Source organism: Rhodococcus sp. 06-235-1A (genome assembly GCF_002258785.1).
Lineage (GTDB): Bacteria > Actinomycetota > Actinomycetes > Mycobacteriales > Mycobacteriaceae > Rhodococcoides.
Genome location: NZ_NOYI01000021.1, coordinates 460940 through 475449, shown reverse-complemented (window position 1 = coordinate 475449; position 14510 = coordinate 460940). Strand labels below are relative to the sequence as shown.

Here is a 14510-nt window from a genome sequence, read left to right as displayed (position 1 = left end):
ATCAGCTCGCGACCAGACGCCGGAGGACTTCTCGCAGCTGCTCCAGCAGCTGCGAGGTCCTGTCGTCGTCGGAGAAGACCATGTGCTGCATCACCAGTCCGTCCAGTGCCGAGAACACCAGCTCCGAGATGCTGCCGTCGGGGTCGGGCACGCCGGCATTGTCGAGCGTGTGTCGGACCTGAGCCGCATACCGCCGGTACAGTCCACGCACGTTTTCGATCGGTAGATTACCGCGGACCGCCTGAGTGGTCTCGTCGTATTGAAGCAACTGGCGCTTACGCGAATTATTGAGTGTTGGAACGAGATTGGAGGCAAACTCGTCGATCGAGTTCGCCTCCAGCCCGACGTCGTCCGAATCCTGTTCCGCCGCTCGGCGAAACGCTTCGATCAGCAACTGCTCCCGGGTGCCGAAATGGTGCCGGACCAAGCCGTGCGCCATGCCCACGCGGGCAGCCACGGCCCGGTAGGTGACAGCCTGTACACCGGTCTCACCGGCGATATCGATGGCCGCATCCAGCAGTCGATCCCTGGTGGACTGATCGGATTCATGTTCCGTCGAGTCGTCGGCAGCGTTCATCCTCACAGCAAACCACGCTACGGACGACCGCGTCGCTACTGCCCGGCCAATCCCCACAGTGGTGGTCGATCGCCTCCGAGATCGATGTTGACCGACTTGACTGCGGAGTACTCACGGAGTGTCTCGAACGACAACTCACGTCCGAACCCGCTGTCACCTCGGCCGCCCATCGGCATCCCGGGCGGCAGATCGAACCATCGGTTCACCCACACGATTCCCGCGTCCAGGCGATCTGCGAACTGATGCGCGCGGCGCAGGTTCTGTGTCCAGACCCCGGCCGCCAAGCCGTACGGCGATGCGTTCGCGCGAGCGATCGCTTCTTCGTCGGTTCGGTAGCGTTCCGCGACGGTCACCGGACCGAAGACTTCGGTCCGCACGATCGTGGCCTGGCCCTTCGGATCGGCCAGCAGCACCGGACGATGATAGAACCCACCGTGCAGAGAGTCGTCCAGATCGAGTGGCTCGTCTCCGACGACCACCGAGACACCCTCCGCGCGCGCCCGCTCGACGTGTGCGCTGACCAGTTCGAGTTGACGACCCGACACCAGCGGTCCCATCTCGCTGCTCGGATCAGTCGCGTCGCCCACCTTGATCTTTCGGGCCACCGCAGCGAACCGCTCGACGAATTCGTCGTGGATGTCGTCGTGCAGCAGTAGACGCGAGGCTGCGATGCACGCCTGACCGTTGGCCAGATAGATCCCCATCAGCGCGTCCTGAACCGCGAGTTCGAGGTCCGCGTCGGCAGCGACGATCATCGGTCCCTTGCCGCCGAGCTCCATCAAACTCGGCCGCAGTGTGCGCGCTGCGGAACCGAGAATTGCCCGGGCAGTGTCCGGACCACCGGTGAACGTTATCTTGGCGACGTCGGGGTGCGAGACCAGAGCCGCTCCCGTCTCGGGGCCGAGACCGGTGACGATGTTCAGCACACCGGCCGGCAGGAGGTCACCGATCAACCGGGTGAACTCGAGAATGCTCGCAGACGCGTACTCCGAGGGCTTGACGACGACCGTGTTGCCGGCGGCCAGCGCGGGTGCCACCTTGTTGGCGAAGGTGATCAACGGCGAATTCCACGAGATGATCGCCGCGACCACGCCGAGAGGTTCGCGCTTGGTGTAGAGCAGGGTGTCGGGGTTCGACAGCGGAATCTGCTCGCCGTTGAATGCGCGAATGACGCCGGCGTAGAACCTGAAAATTGCCACAACCGTAGGGATGTCGGCAATTCCTGCTTCGCGCACCGGTCGGCCGTTCTCGGTCGCCAACAAGGCACCGAAACGGTCGCCGTCGGCCTCGAAGCGATCCGCGATCGACAGCAGGATTGCTTGTCGCTGATCCTGCGTCGTCCTGCGCCACTGCCCGAAGGCGCGGACGGCCGCCGCCACGGCGGACTCCGCGTCCTCGGCCGTGCCCTGCGGCAGGACCGCCCACGGGCTTCCGACGCTGGGGTCGACCGCTTCGAAGGTGCTACGGGCGCTCACCCAGTCGCCACCGATGAACTGCTGATAATCCCCGTTGGGGACGAAAGCCGCGCGGGCTGTTTCCGACGAGAGAATGGACGACATTGTTCTCCTTCTGACGTGACACGTTGCGAGTACAACCTGCATCCGTAGCGCGATACACGGAGAAGGGTTGTCCCGGTTTACTACTGGAAGGAAGCGCTCACCGATCCGAGGCCGGTCAGGGTGGCCGTGACCGACTGTCCTGCTGCGACCGCCCGCATCGGTCCCAAAGCTCCGGACAGAACGACCTGGCCGGCACGCAGCGGCCGACCGAGGTCTGCCGCGGTCTGTGCCAGCCAGACGACGGCTGCGACCGGATCGCCGAGGCAAGCGGCACCGGTGCCCTCGGACACCTGAGTTCCGTCGATCGACATGGTCATCTGCACCTCGGTGAGGTCCAGATCCCCGAGCAACACTTTCCGATCACCGAGTACGTAGGCACCCGCCGACGCATTGTCGGCCACGGTGTCTGCAAAGCTGATGTCCCAGTTGCTGATTCGGCTACCACATACCTCGAGGGCGGCGACCACGTAATCGGTGGCTCGTCTGACGCGATCTGCGTCGAGAGGCCCGTCGGCCAGATCTTCGCGCAATACGAAGGCGATCTCGGCCTCGACCCGCGGTTGTGACACCTGCTCGGCGGGAATGACGGCGTCGGCACCGTAGGCCATGTCGTCGAACAGCATTCCGAAGTCGGGACGGTCGACACCCAATTGCGCCTGAACGGCTTTCGACGTCAAACCGATCTTTCGGCCGACCACGACCGCTCCGGAATCCAGACGCTCGTTGTTGAGAATCTCCTGTACCGCATAGGCCGCCGTCACGTCGTCACGGCCGATCAGGTCGCGGACCGGCTCGCAGGGCTCGCCGCTGTTCGCAGCGTGATTCAGCCGCCCGGCGGCGGCCTCGATGTTGTTCTGGCTCACAGTCACGACGCAAGCTTCGGACACGGGGGCGTCACCGGCAACAACTGCGTCTCGCTCAGCGGTCCTCACCGTCGGTCCGGTGCCGACGAGAACCAGCACCAAGGCAACCGACGCCGCGAAAGCCATCATAGTCGCCACTGCGAGGGCGTCGTTGCCGAGGAGACCGACGACGGGTGCGGCTGCCGCTGCGAAAGCGAATTGGACGCCGCCGATCAAGGCCGACGCGGTACCGGCCAGGGACCCGTAGCCGGCCAGTGCTTGCGCCGGAGCATTCGGTAGGACCGTGCCCATCACTGCCAAGATCAGCAGCACCGGCACCCCGAAACCGATCAACCCGCCCGTATCGGTCGCCGCCAAGACCACGAACACGACGGCAACGACGGTGCCGATCAGCAGCGCAGAGAGCAGAACGGTTCGAGTTGTCCATCGACGAAGAACGACGACGTTGAGCTGCGAAGCTCCGATCAAGACGACTGCGCCTGCGGCAAAGGCGATTCCGAACTGTTGCGGAGTGAGTCCGAAGCTACCTTGCAGCACGAACGGCGAGGCAGAGATGTACGCGAACATCACCACTCGGCCCAAGCCGCACACGAGCACCATCGAGACGAAGGCTCGATCCGTGCCGAGACGCGCGTAGTTCCGCAGAACCGTGCGCGCACTGTTCTGCTGCCGTGCAGCCGGGGGCAAGGTCTCGGGCATTGCGAACGCGCCGATCGCAACGGCGGTCAGTCCCAGAGCCGCGAGAATCACGAAGATCACGCGCCACGTCGACAGTTCGACGACCAGGCCACCGATCGACGGTGCCAGGATCGGTGCCACACCCATCACCAACATGAGCCGGGACATCATGACCGCAGCGGCGTTGCCCTGGTAGAGGTCTCGCACCACGGCCATGGCCAGGACGGCTCCGGCTGCACCTCCGAAACCCTGCAGGACCCGAAGCACTGCCAGCACCTCGATACCCGGCGCGACCACGCACCCGAGAGAGGCCGCAACGTGGAGCAGCGACGCCACGATCAGTGGACGTCGCCTCCCCAGTGCGTCCGACATCGGACCGATCACCAGTTGGCCGACGGCGAATCCGATCAGAGTGCCGGTCAGGGTGAACTGCACCGCCGTCTCCGATATCGCGAATTCGGTTGCGATGACGGGAAAAGCCGACAGATACATGTCGACGGTGAACGGGCCGAGTGCGGTGAGGGCACCGAGCATCACGACTAGGCGAAGACGGTGCCGACCCGACGGAGCCGTCACCGCAGACGCGGAAGCCCCGGTGCCGTCGGCACCGGAGTTCCCGTGTTCGCTCTCGGTCGCGGCGATGGATCTACTCACCGCCGGCACGCAGGGCACGCACCGATGCGCCCACTGCCAACACGACCTGAAGGGCTGCGAAGAACAACCCGGCCTGCATCAATCCCTCGAACGACTGCGCGGACAGAACACTGCCGGAGCCTGCCATGTCCATCGCTCCGTGCCCCATCGCAGCGTGATCCATGGCGCCGCTTTCCGCCGCCGTGTGGCTCGAGTGGCCCAGCGACGTCGACATCAACGCCCAGTGCACAGTGAGCATCGCGATACCGAAACCGGCGGTCACCGCGTACTCGCGTACGCGGTGGCCGTTGCCTTTCCTGCACGTGAACGCCACGCACAGGCCGGACAGAACGAGCATCGGCACAACCATGCCGAGCATCGCCGTGCCCGTGACGATGAGCAACACGACGTGCACCACCAGACACAGAATCGCAACAGCGGCGAGGACGGCATCGACCAGATCGACTCCAGCCCTGATTCTTTCGCGCCCGGGTGGCATGCCCACCACAGGCCCGAGGGTCAGTGACACGACGCTTCGCCCGGCTGGTCGTCTGCAGCGCTCCCGCCGTGTGCACTCGACGAAGCAGGCACGTCCAGCGCCGGGTTCTTGTCGAAGAAGTTCACCGGCAGCAGGTGGAAACCGACGACCTCGGTCGGCATGACCGGCCAGTCCTCGGCGCGCGGAATGTGTGTCACTCCCAGGGTGTGCCACAGCACCACATCCGTGTTGTCGGTCGCGCGATTTTCCGCAGTCCATCGGGGAAGACCGTCACCGGAGCGGCTCTGGTTCGGGAAGTCACCCGAGGGGCGCATTTCAGCGGGCGAGTACGGCGTCACCCACATGTTGCGGGTGCCGAAACCGGCTCGCTTGGCAATCAATGAGGGATCCTGCGCCAGCATCGTTGCCGAGGACCAACCGGGCAGGAACTTGTAACTGACCGGATTGCCCCAGGCGTTCTTCTTGGCGGTGTTCATGATCTGCCAACTGCGAGACGACTGCGTGTTGGTGTGGTCGTCACCGGTCAATTCGCGGTCGATGACCGTTTTCTTGACTCCAATTGCGTTGCCGTAGGGATTGTCCGGGCCGACAGGCACGCCGTAGGCATCGTTCTGTACGACGGTGTTCTGCCATCCGTCGATTTCGGTATCGAGCCGGAACGAGAACAGATGCTGGTGGTAGCTGGACACGATGTTCTTGGCGATCCGGGTGCCGTGCGCAGAGGTCTCGCCCTCTTCGACCGAGCGGGTCTGCACGATCCCCAGTAGCTTGACCTCCATCTGAATGGAGGCGTCCTGGTAGAAGTTCCAGTAGAAGCCGTAGTGGTAGTTGCCGACGGTGGCGATGAAGCTGACGACCAGGCGACGCGAGCGACGTACGTCGACCTGGCCGGTCATCCAGTCGGTGTGCTTCCACAGAATGCCCGCGTCCTCTTCGTGGATGCAGATCGCATTCTCGATAGTGGTCGGTTCACCGTTCTCGCCGGCATTCTCCGCGTCCAGGTACACGATCTCACCGAGGCAGTCACAGCCGAGTCGAAGCGAATTGGCGAGCTTTCCGAGGCCGAACTCGCCGGCGTCGAATGCGCTGCGCCAGAAGTGCTCCTTGGACGGGTCGCCGTAGGGTACGACCATTTCGCCCAGGGACGCGCGGTGCAGAACCGAGCGGTACTCGTCCCCGTCCAGGTACTCCACCGCATGCAGCACCAGCCCCTCGAGCGGATGCCAGTTGATCCGGAAGCGCCACTTCTGCCAGGTGAGCTCGCGGCCGTCGATCTTGAATCCGACGCCCTCGGGCTGAGTGATGACGAGCGGGGCGACGTCGGAGCGCATCGGCTGGTTCGCGTCCGCCGTGTAGTTGGCCTGCTCGACGTTCATCGGCCGAACGCCGAAGTCGTGGACGTCGATGACCTTCAGCGCCACCAGATCGACCACAGCGATGACACCCTCGATGGGGTGCGCGTACCCGTTGTCGTCGGGAAAATCGCGGTAGTACGAGACCGAGCCGGCCAGACGCCGGCCGTCGACGGGGTAATCGAGCACGCCGGGCACGGCCATGTTGCCGACGCCCCACGGATCGATCTGGACTTTGTCCATGTCGGTGATGCCGCGCAGCGCAAGCGCCTCGACGTACCGCGGATCCTGCTTGATCAGGTCGGGAGCAAGATCGAACTCCTCGAGCAGGACGGGTGCAGCACCGTCGGTGATAACGGAGGACGAGACCACGGCGTCGGCATCGAGATCGACGACGACATCGTGCGTCGTTCCGGAACCACGATCGACCAACAGAACCCTTGCGCGACGGGCGATCTCGTGACCTTCGCGGAGCAGTCGCTTGTCCGGCTCGTCGGTATAGACCGCGGCGAACCCCGGCCTTTCTGCGATGGCCTCACGACGAACGACATCTGCGACGCGGCGAAACTCGTCGGATGTCAGGGAATCGAAGAGCGGATGACGCACGGGTGTTCCTTTCATAGCATTCATCTGGTCGAGATCTCGAGTCGCCAGCGTGTGCTTCCTACACAACCAGTGTGCGGTCGAGCGCGCAGCTCGATGTTTTGCTCAGCGGTCCTCGAGGCAGCCGGGCCTTTGTGTCGCGAGCTCCGCCCGGGCGGCCGCCGCACGCAGTATCGCGGGGCATCTGCCCCGATCACGCTGTGCCGGTTCGCTCACCGAGACTGCGGGCCCTGCGATCGATGGTCGAGGTGGACACTGGCGAATTCTGACTGAAAGGAGTTCTGGTGACTGTCGATTCCGCACGATCATCCTGGGACCGCCGTGTTTTGGCCGCACTCTGCGACACTCTGATTCCGCGAATCTCTGCGCCACATTCGGCCTCGACGGAGGAGCAGGTGTTCTGGAGCACGAGTGCCTCCGATCTCGCCGTGGACCGGATTCTCGACTCGGTCCTCCCACTCTGGGCCCCACATGTGCACATCCTCGTAGGCCGTACCCTCGACGCCCTGTCGGAATCGTTCGTGGACTGCGCGCCTCACCGACGCGACGAGCAGTGGCTGACGGTGCTTGCCGACCCGTCGACTCGTCCTGGCGCTCTGATAGTGCAGAGCACGGTGTTGGCAATGTTCTACACCGTGCCGGACGAGGCGTCGAAGAACCCGACGTGGCCGGCCCTCGGCTTTGCCGGTCCGTTGCTCGAACCGCCGACCGCAGTGCAGTTTCCGAAGACCTTGACCGTGGCCGAGCTACCCGACAACGGGTCGACCACGTTGTCGGTCGATGCGGTGGTCGTGGGTTCCGGTGCGGGCGGCGGCGTTGCCGCGGCCCGTCTTGCGGCCGCGGGTATGAAGGTTCTCGTACTGGAGAAAGGTGGCTATCGGAACGAGCCCGATCTGCCTCAGTTGGAGGCGTCGTCGTTTCCGAATCTGTATCTCGGCGGTGGCTTCGTCTGGTCGACCGATGCCAGCGTCGGCCTGTTGGCGGGCTCGACTGTCGGTGGCGGAACCACGGTCAACTCCATGGCGTGTCTCCCGACGCCCGAGTACGTACTGGACGAATGGGTCGAGGCAGGCATGGAGGGCGCGTCCTCGGACGAGTTCGGCCCGCACATCGAATCGGTGATGCAGCGGATCAACGCTGTACCCGCCAATACCGTGCACAACAGCGTCAACCGAATTCTCAATCGCGGCCTCGACGCTGCCGGACTCCAACGAAATACCCTGGCACGCAATGCCAAAGACAATGACGACCGATTCTGCGGCGAGTGCAATGCCGGTTGCCTCGTAGGATGCAAACAATCCACGATGAAAACGTTCCTTCAGGATGCAAGCGACTCGGGTGCGCAGTTGCTACCCCAGTGCGACGTCCAGGAAATCGTGCACGCCGATGGCCGCGCAGTCGGCGTCCGAGCGGTGGTGAACACTCCCGACGGAGACCGGGACGTACTCGTGGAGGCACCGATCGTCGTGGTCGCCGCGGGCGCGCTCGCCTCGCCCGTTCTCCTGCAACGTTCCGGGCTGGGTGGGCCGAGCGTCGGTCGAAACCTGCACGTTCACCCCTCGTACTTCGTCAGCGGAGTGTACGACGAGGTCGTGAAGGGCTGGGCCGGGCAGATTCTCACCAGCGTCAGTCACGACTTCGAGCACGTGGAAGGCGAACACGGATTCGTCGTGGAAGCCGCGCCCATGGGTCTCGGCTTCTGGACGGGCCTCACACCGTGGCACTCCGGTGAGCAACACAAGCAGGAGCAGTTACGCCTCGAACACGTCTCCGGGGTCTGGGGCTTCGTTCGAGATCACGGCTCCGGACGTGTGGAGGGCGACGCTCACGGAATGCCGGTCATCACATGGGGTCTCGACGATCCGGTCGATCTGGCAGTCGTCCGCCGTACGCATCAGGAACTCGCGCGCATCCTCCGGGCATCGGGTGCCGAAGAAATTTTCACGTTCCTTCCGTCCGACCCTCGCTGGCGTCAGGGCGATGACTTCGATGCATTTCTCGACACGCTCGGCAGCTTGGACGCCGCGGACATCCTGACGTTGTCGGCACACCAGAGCGGCTCCTGCCCTACCGGCCTCGACCCGACGACATCGGTGGTGAACGGCCGCGGTCGCCTCCACGATTGTTCCGGAGTCTATGTCGCGGATGCGAGCGCGCTACCCACTGCGCCTGGGGTGAACCCCATGGTGTCGATCGAAGCCTACGCACGCAGAACAGCGGAATTCATTGTGCAGGAATGGGACTCCGAAATACCCTGACCGTCGCAGCGCACAAGCTCGAACGCCGGTGTGCACTGTGCACACCAGCATTCGAGCTTGTCGATCTCGGTTTCAGCGATCCTTGGGCGTGTGCGTGTCGAGGAAGCCGACGACAGCGTCGGCCACCGGTGTCGGTAGTTGCTCCACCATGGGAATGGTGCCGCCCTCGATGACCACGATGTCGACCGTCGCTGCCTGCACGAGACCGTCCCGCACGAGGCCGACATCGGGGAAGGAGAACGGGTCCGCGTCGCCACCGAGGATGAGTACCGGGGCCGTCACCTCGCCGATCCGATCTTCCATGACGTACCGCGAACACGCGATATGTCCCTCGGCCGGATCCACCCCCGGCGCAAGCGCGTCGCGTACGAAGCGATCGAGTAGGTCCGGGCGATTCGGCGGATAATACGGTTCTCGCTGGCCCCACCACGTCGTGAGATGGCCACCGTGCGAGTCGATTTCCGCGACGTCGACGCCGGGGCCGTCAGCGTGACCGGCACGGTATTCGGGGCCGGTGTAGGACGGCGACGACAGGATCACGGACTTCACCCGACTTGGTACCGCACTGGCAACCTCCACCGCGACCACGGCCCCGGTGTGGTGACCCATCACCGAGAACTGATCGAGACCCAACGCATCCGCTAGATGCAGAACACCCGAGGCATACTGCTCGATCGTTTGCGGGCCAACAGGTTTGGCGGACTGCCCGAATCCGTACATGTCCATGGCGATGATGCGACGGGACGGGCCGACGAGGGGCATCAACTCGGCGAATTCGTCCCACGAACGCGGGGTCTGGTGCAGGCAGATCAACGGGACTCCCTCGACTCCGGCTTCTGCATAGTGCAGTTGACCGAGCGGGGTGTCGGCGTAGCCGAAGCGCACGAGGGTCGTGGTGTCGTCGAGCACGGCTTCAGTCGACAAGGGTTCGGCCCATGTTCGCGTAGGTGTCCTGCCGGTTCTTGCGTGCGTACAGCGCAACCCCGATCGCCACCACGATCGTCGCGAGATGCAGCAACGGTAGACCGTTGATGATCACCGAATCGGTACCGGTGATGGCCGAGAAGTTGGACAGCGCGAAATATGTGATTGCTCCGAAACCGATCAGCGCCAGGGCAGGCGCAACCGTGTGGCCCCAACCGAATCGACGCTGCCGAGCGAAGAACACCAGCACTGCCAGCGATGTCGTGGTGATCAGGACCATCAGACCGACCGCTCCGAAACCGGTCAGCGCGGACGTGAGGGTCGTCAGAGGGTCGAGCCCGGCGACGGCGAAGACGATGACGACCGCCGTCTCGATCACATAGCTCGTCGAACCGGCAACCACCGGCGACTGATGGCGCGGGTGCAGGGTTCGCATCGACCGCGGCAGGAAACCGTCCCGGCCCAGTGCGAACAAATACCGTGACGCTGCGTTGTGGAAGGCAAGCACTCCGGCGAAGCAACTCGTCACGATCAACGCCTCGAGTGTCGTGGTCCACGCGGAACCGACGAACTCGTCGCTGAGGTCGTAGACGAATGTGCCCGGGCTCGCGGCTGCCGCGGCGGTGGCTCCAGTCGAACTGGCCAGGAATGCCCAGGACGTCAGGACGAAGAAGAAGCCGATACACCCCATCGAAATGTATGTCGCGCGAGGAACGGTGCGTTTCGGATCGCGTGCTTCCTCCGCGTAGATCGCTGTCCCTTCGAAGCCCTGGTAGCACGAGAACGCGAAGATCATCGCCACGCCGATGGCTCCGGGAACGAAAACCTGACTGGGACTGAACGATTCCATCGGAAAACTGCCGATCCCGTTTCGCGCGATGATCGCGATGTCGAGCACCAGAATGACCACCAGCTCGACGACGAGGGCTACTCCGAGTACGCCTGCGGCAAGCGTGATCTTGCGGTAGCCGAGCAGGAACACGATCACCAGACCCACCACGGTGTAGATCCACCACGGAAGATCCACGCCGAAAATCTTGTTGACGCTACCGGAGGCGAAGAACCCCATCGCGCCACTGGTTGCGCACGCCAGTGCGATGTAGGCACTGGTAGCGATGTAGGCACCGGCCAACCCCACGGGACGCCCCAGACCTCGCACGATGTAGGCGAAGAAGGCTCCGGCGTTCTGCACGTAGGGAACCATCCGGGTGAAACCGACGGCGAACAGGAGCATGATCGCCAGCACGAACACGTACATTCCTGGTGTACCGACACCTACCCCCAGTCCGATGGCAAGGGGCAGAATCGCGACCGCGCCTCCAGCGGGCGCAACCGTGGCCATCACCATGAACACGATGTGCGCGACATTCAGGCTTCCCTGCGCGAGCTCGGTCGACCCCTCAGTCGTCGATGCACTGTTCTGCGTACGTGGCACCATAGATTTCAACTCCTCCTGCGAACACCAAGGACGACGAGCGCCGTCGAATAGCGAACAGTGTGGAGAGATATTCACCTGGTCGCCATGTGAAAGGTCCGCTCAGTGACACCGAGGCCGACCTCGACCACCTCGAACCTGCCGTGAGCACCCGGTTTCGACGATTTCGGACCGACGGTGAGCGGTTCGCTGACCGGAATTATGCCACCACTGGTCATGCCCTACTTCGCGGGCGTGTTCCGGTGCTTGTGCAGTTCACGAACGGCGTCGCTGAACTCGGCCACCGGTCCGTCGACCACGATCCCGGGAACGATCTGCTGGATGGGCGACGCCGTGATTGCGAGTGGTGCAGCACCGAATTCTTCGAGCCACGTGAGCAATTGAGCCGTCGACGTGGCGTAGACGATGCGGCCGAGTCCGACTATTCCGTGGCTCGCAGAGCACATCACGCAATGCTCACCGGAGGTGTAGACCGTCGCCGTTCGCCGCTGAGCGGGATTCAGGTTGGTCGCAGCCCACCGAGACAGTGCGATCTCGGGGTGCTGGGTGGGATCATTCAGGTCGCCGACCCTGTTCCTGTCCTCGGCCAACAGCTCGCCGCTGTCCGACACCAGCACCGAGCCGAACGGATCGTTGCCCGTGCGCGCCGCCTCCGCCGCCAAATCCACCGCGCGGGCGAGGAATGCAAGGTCGCTCGAGGAGACGCTCACATCGCACCGGTGCCGACGATCGAAGTTTTCACGCCCTCGACCGTACCGCCTCGAAACTCACCGCCTGCTGGACCAGTGGTGCGGCACCGATGCTCGGTATGGTCGGCGGGTGACCTTCTCGGTACGGCCCGCCACGTCGTTTTCGGATCTGCACACGATTCTCGGCCCGAAGAACCCGACGTCGTCGGTCTGTTGGTGTCTGAGCCACCGCGTCGATTCCGCGACCAACAAGGCGCTCGTCGGCCCTCAGCGCGCCGAATACGTGGAGAAGCTGACCCGTCGAAAAGTGGCGCCGGGCGTGCTGGCCTACGACGGGGACGAGGTGGTCGGCTGGGCCGCGGTTGCGCCACGCTCGGAGTTGCCGTTCGCGCGGTCCAACAAGATTCCCCACGTCGACGATCTGCCGGTCTGGACGGCCTGGTGCTTCCGCGTCAAAGCCGGACATCGCAGACGCGGGATTGCGCACGTGTTGTTGGACGGTGCCGTTCGCTTTGCGGCCGATCACGGTGCCCCGGCGATCGAGGGATACCCGGTTGCACAACAAGGGCACCAAGGTCGATCTGACGATGGCCTATGTCGGCACACGCGGACTGTTCGAGTCGGCGGGCTTCGAGTTCGCCGCCGAGACGACGTCGGTGTCGGGCGGTATCCCACGAGTGATCATGCGAAAAGATCTGCGCCGCTGAGCTGGTGTGGGGGGAATCCGAAGCCTCACCTTCTCGTGCGTCCGATATGGATCATCCGTCCATAAACTCGCTCGCACGGCGTGAAGAAGATCCATGACGCCTGCGACGGGCTTGCCATACTGTCTGCAGACATGACCATCGATCGAGTACCGGTATCCGGCGGGCACCTCGCCGTCGAAACACACACCGGCACCAGCGAGCCCATCCTCGTGGTGCACGGTGTTTCCAGTCAGCGCATGCTGTGGAGCTGGCTGCGGGCGGAGTCACCGCACCTGACACTCGTCGCCCCGGACCTTCGCGGCAGAGGTGACAGCGTCCACGTCACGGGACCGTCCTCGTTGGCCCAGCACGCAGACGACCTCGACGCCGTCCTGGACGCATTGGGGCACGACGCCGTGCACGTGTGCGGGATGTCGATGGGCGGATTCGTGGCGGTCGAGTTCGCGGCCCGGTACCCGTCCAGGGTGAAGAGTCTCGTCCTCGTCGACGGGGGCGTTCCGGTGGCTCCGCCGGCCGGTCTCACGCGGGAGACCGTTGGGGTTGTGTTCGGGGACAAGATCGCTCGAACTCAGCAGCACTGGAACGACATCGGCGACTACGTCGAGTTCTTGGTGTCGACATCGCTGCCGCTCCTCGACCCCGCCGATCCGCTCTTGCGGACGTACGCCGAACACGATCTGGTCGACGGATCGGTCCGGCTGTCGTCCGATGCGGTCGTCGCGGACGCCACGGACGTCTTCTTCGGTGCCTCGCGGTTCCGGGAACTGACGATGCCGATTCGATTCCTGCACGCGCAGTGGAGCGTTGGCACCGATTCCGCGCCGATGTACTCGAGCCAGATCGTCGACGCGCTCGACCTGACGTCCATCACCGCGATGCCGGGACTCGATCACGCCGGGACGATCATGACCTCGGTCGGTGCCGCGGCCGTCGGAGCGACCGTCGATCAGGCTCTACGAGGCGAATGACTGCCCGATTCGAGCCGTCGACACGAAACGGCCTCCTCACGCTCTACTGGGTTCGATCCCGAGCCAGGATGCGTTCGAGGTAGTCGAGATCCTCGCGGAGCATCGAGATGGCCCGCTCGGGCCCCTCCGGGACGACGGGCTTGCCGCTGTCCTGAGCAACGGTGCGCAGTGCCATGTCGGCGAGTTGAGTGGCCACGCTCCGATCGGCGTCGGGGTCACCGCTCTGGTGCCACCACGCGACCCAGTTGAGCATGCCGATGATGCCGAGTGCCGCAGTGCGCGGATCGACCGGCCGGAATTCCCCTGCCTTCACACCACTGTCGACGACCGTCACGAACTCCTTGAGCACGTGCCGGCGACTCTGCTGGTAGGTGTGCGACATCTCCTCGGGGAGATCGGCTTCCGATCTGATGATGAGCTTGAAGCGATCGGCGCTCTGAGCCTGATTCAGTGCGATCGCGGTCGCCATCTTCCGTAGCTTCTCCGTGGGCCTGAGGTCGGATCGCTGGTTGATCTCGTGCAGAACTGCCGCAGGCGTCTCGGTGCTCTCGCTGATGAGTCGCGAGAGCAACTCGTCCTTGTTCGCTACGTAGTGGTACAGCGCCGGCCGAGTGAGACCGGTGGCGTCGGCGATGTCCTGCAGGGTGGTGCTGGCGAAACCCTTCTCGGCGAACAACCGCGTGGCCTGGTCGAGAATTTGCTTCTCGACCAGCTCCCGACGCGGATTGCGCGCCGATCCCCGTGGTGAGTCCTCGCGTGTCATGA

General features: G+C 64.1%; 11 protein-coding genes and 2 pseudogenes. 3 read left to right on the top strand and 10 right to left on the bottom strand.

The annotated features are described in order from the left end of the window. Position 1: 1 nt before the first annotated feature. From CH275_RS21320 to CH275_RS21300, 6 genes and pseudogenes are all read right to left on the bottom strand, one after another. The gene (locus CH275_RS21320; RefSeq protein ID WP_032385616.1) at positions 2-577 is read right to left on the bottom strand and encodes a TetR/AcrR family transcriptional regulator; all 576 of its coding nucleotides are present in this window, start codon (positions 575-577) and stop codon (positions 2-4) included. Positions 578-612: 35 nt separating this feature from the next. After that, a complete protein-coding gene (locus CH275_RS21315; protein WP_094680200.1) occupies positions 613-2136 on the bottom strand; it encodes an aldehyde dehydrogenase family protein in 1524 nt (507 codons plus the stop codon). Positions 2137-2216: 80 nt separating this feature from the next. Then, a complete protein-coding gene (locus CH275_RS30145) occupies positions 2217-3023 on the bottom strand; it encodes a 2-keto-4-pentenoate hydratase (RefSeq protein ID WP_256991160.1) in 807 nt (268 codons plus the stop codon). A gap of 75 nt (positions 3024-3098) precedes the next feature. Further along, positions 3099-4253 (bottom strand): annotated as a pseudogene (locus CH275_RS29805) (multidrug effflux MFS transporter); the annotation flags it as partial. Between the two features lie 70 nt (positions 4254-4323). Next, positions 4324-4839, bottom strand: a complete 516-nt coding sequence (locus tag CH275_RS21305) for a hypothetical protein (protein ID WP_094680199.1) — start codon at positions 4837-4839, stop codon at positions 4324-4326. After that, positions 4830-6767: a primary-amine oxidase gene (locus CH275_RS21300; RefSeq protein ID WP_179276263.1), complete on the bottom strand. Its 1938-nt coding sequence runs from the start codon at positions 6765-6767 to the stop codon at positions 4830-4832. The genes CH275_RS21305 and CH275_RS21300 overlap by 10 nt, the downstream gene beginning before the upstream one ends. A 281-nt stretch (positions 6768-7048) precedes the next feature. Between CH275_RS21300 and CH275_RS21295 the strand changes: the two genes are divergently transcribed. Next, positions 7049-9022 carry a GMC family oxidoreductase N-terminal domain-containing protein gene (locus tag CH275_RS21295; RefSeq protein ID WP_143546844.1) on the top strand — a complete coding sequence of 658 codons (1974 nt, stop codon included), beginning with the start codon at positions 7049-7051 and terminating at the stop codon, positions 9020-9022. Positions 9023-9094: 72 nt separating this feature from the next. Here the strand turns inward: CH275_RS21295 and CH275_RS21290 are convergent, their stop codons facing one another. The 3 genes from CH275_RS21290 to CH275_RS21280 all read right to left on the bottom strand — a co-directional run bounded on the left by CH275_RS21290 (position 9095) and on the right by CH275_RS21280 (position 12091). Continuing rightward, positions 9095-9931 (bottom strand): alpha/beta fold hydrolase, encoded by an 837-nt coding sequence (locus CH275_RS21290; protein WP_255182486.1) that lies wholly within the window; start codon positions 9929-9931, stop codon positions 9095-9097. 4 nt (positions 9932-9935) lie between these two features. Beyond that, complete coding sequence (locus CH275_RS21285; protein ID WP_094680196.1) at positions 9936-11384, bottom strand: APC family permease; 1449 nt, start codon at positions 11382-11384, stop codon at positions 9936-9938. 218 nt (positions 11385-11602) lie between these two features. After that, on the bottom strand, positions 11603-12091 hold the full coding sequence (locus CH275_RS21280) for a nucleoside deaminase (RefSeq protein WP_094680195.1): 489 nt from the start codon (positions 12089-12091) through the stop codon (positions 11603-11605). A 109-nt stretch (positions 12092-12200) separates the two neighbouring features. On the opposite strand from CH275_RS21280, the pseudogene CH275_RS21275 reads away from it, so the two are divergent. Then, a pseudogene (locus tag CH275_RS21275) lies at positions 12201-12777 on the top strand (GNAT family N-acetyltransferase). A 131-nt stretch (positions 12778-12908) separates the two neighbouring features. Beyond that, positions 12909-13745, top strand: a complete 837-nt coding sequence (locus CH275_RS21270) for an alpha/beta fold hydrolase (RefSeq protein ID WP_094680336.1) — start codon at positions 12909-12911, stop codon at positions 13743-13745. A 43-nt stretch (positions 13746-13788) separates the two neighbouring features. Here CH275_RS21270 and CH275_RS21265 read toward each other — a convergent pair whose 3' ends face one another. Continuing rightward, positions 13789-14508 carry a TetR/AcrR family transcriptional regulator gene (locus CH275_RS21265; protein ID WP_179276262.1) on the bottom strand — a complete coding sequence of 240 codons (720 nt, stop codon included), beginning with the start codon at positions 14506-14508 and terminating at the stop codon, positions 13789-13791. Between the last annotated feature and the right edge of the window lie 2 nt (positions 14509-14510).

Excerpts from the sequence above, each read along its gene's own strand:
- CH275_RS21320 (WP_032385616.1), bottom strand. The coding sequence starts at position 577 with ATGAACGCTGCCGACGACTCGACGGAACATGAATCCGATCAGTCCACC.
- CH275_RS21315 (WP_094680200.1), bottom strand. The coding sequence starts at position 2,136 with ATGTCGTCCATTCTCTCGTCGGAAACAGCCCGCGCGGCTTTCGTCCCC.
- CH275_RS21285 (WP_094680196.1), bottom strand. The coding sequence starts at position 11,384 with ATGGTGCCACGTACGCAGAACAGTGCATCGACGACTGAGGGGTCGACC.
- CH275_RS21270 (WP_094680336.1), top strand. The coding sequence starts at position 12,909 with ATGACCATCGATCGAGTACCGGTATCCGGCGGGCACCTCGCCGTCGAA.
- CH275_RS21265 (WP_179276262.1), bottom strand. The coding sequence starts at position 14,508 with ATGACACGCGAGGACTCACCACGGGGATCGGCGCGCAATCCGCGTCGG.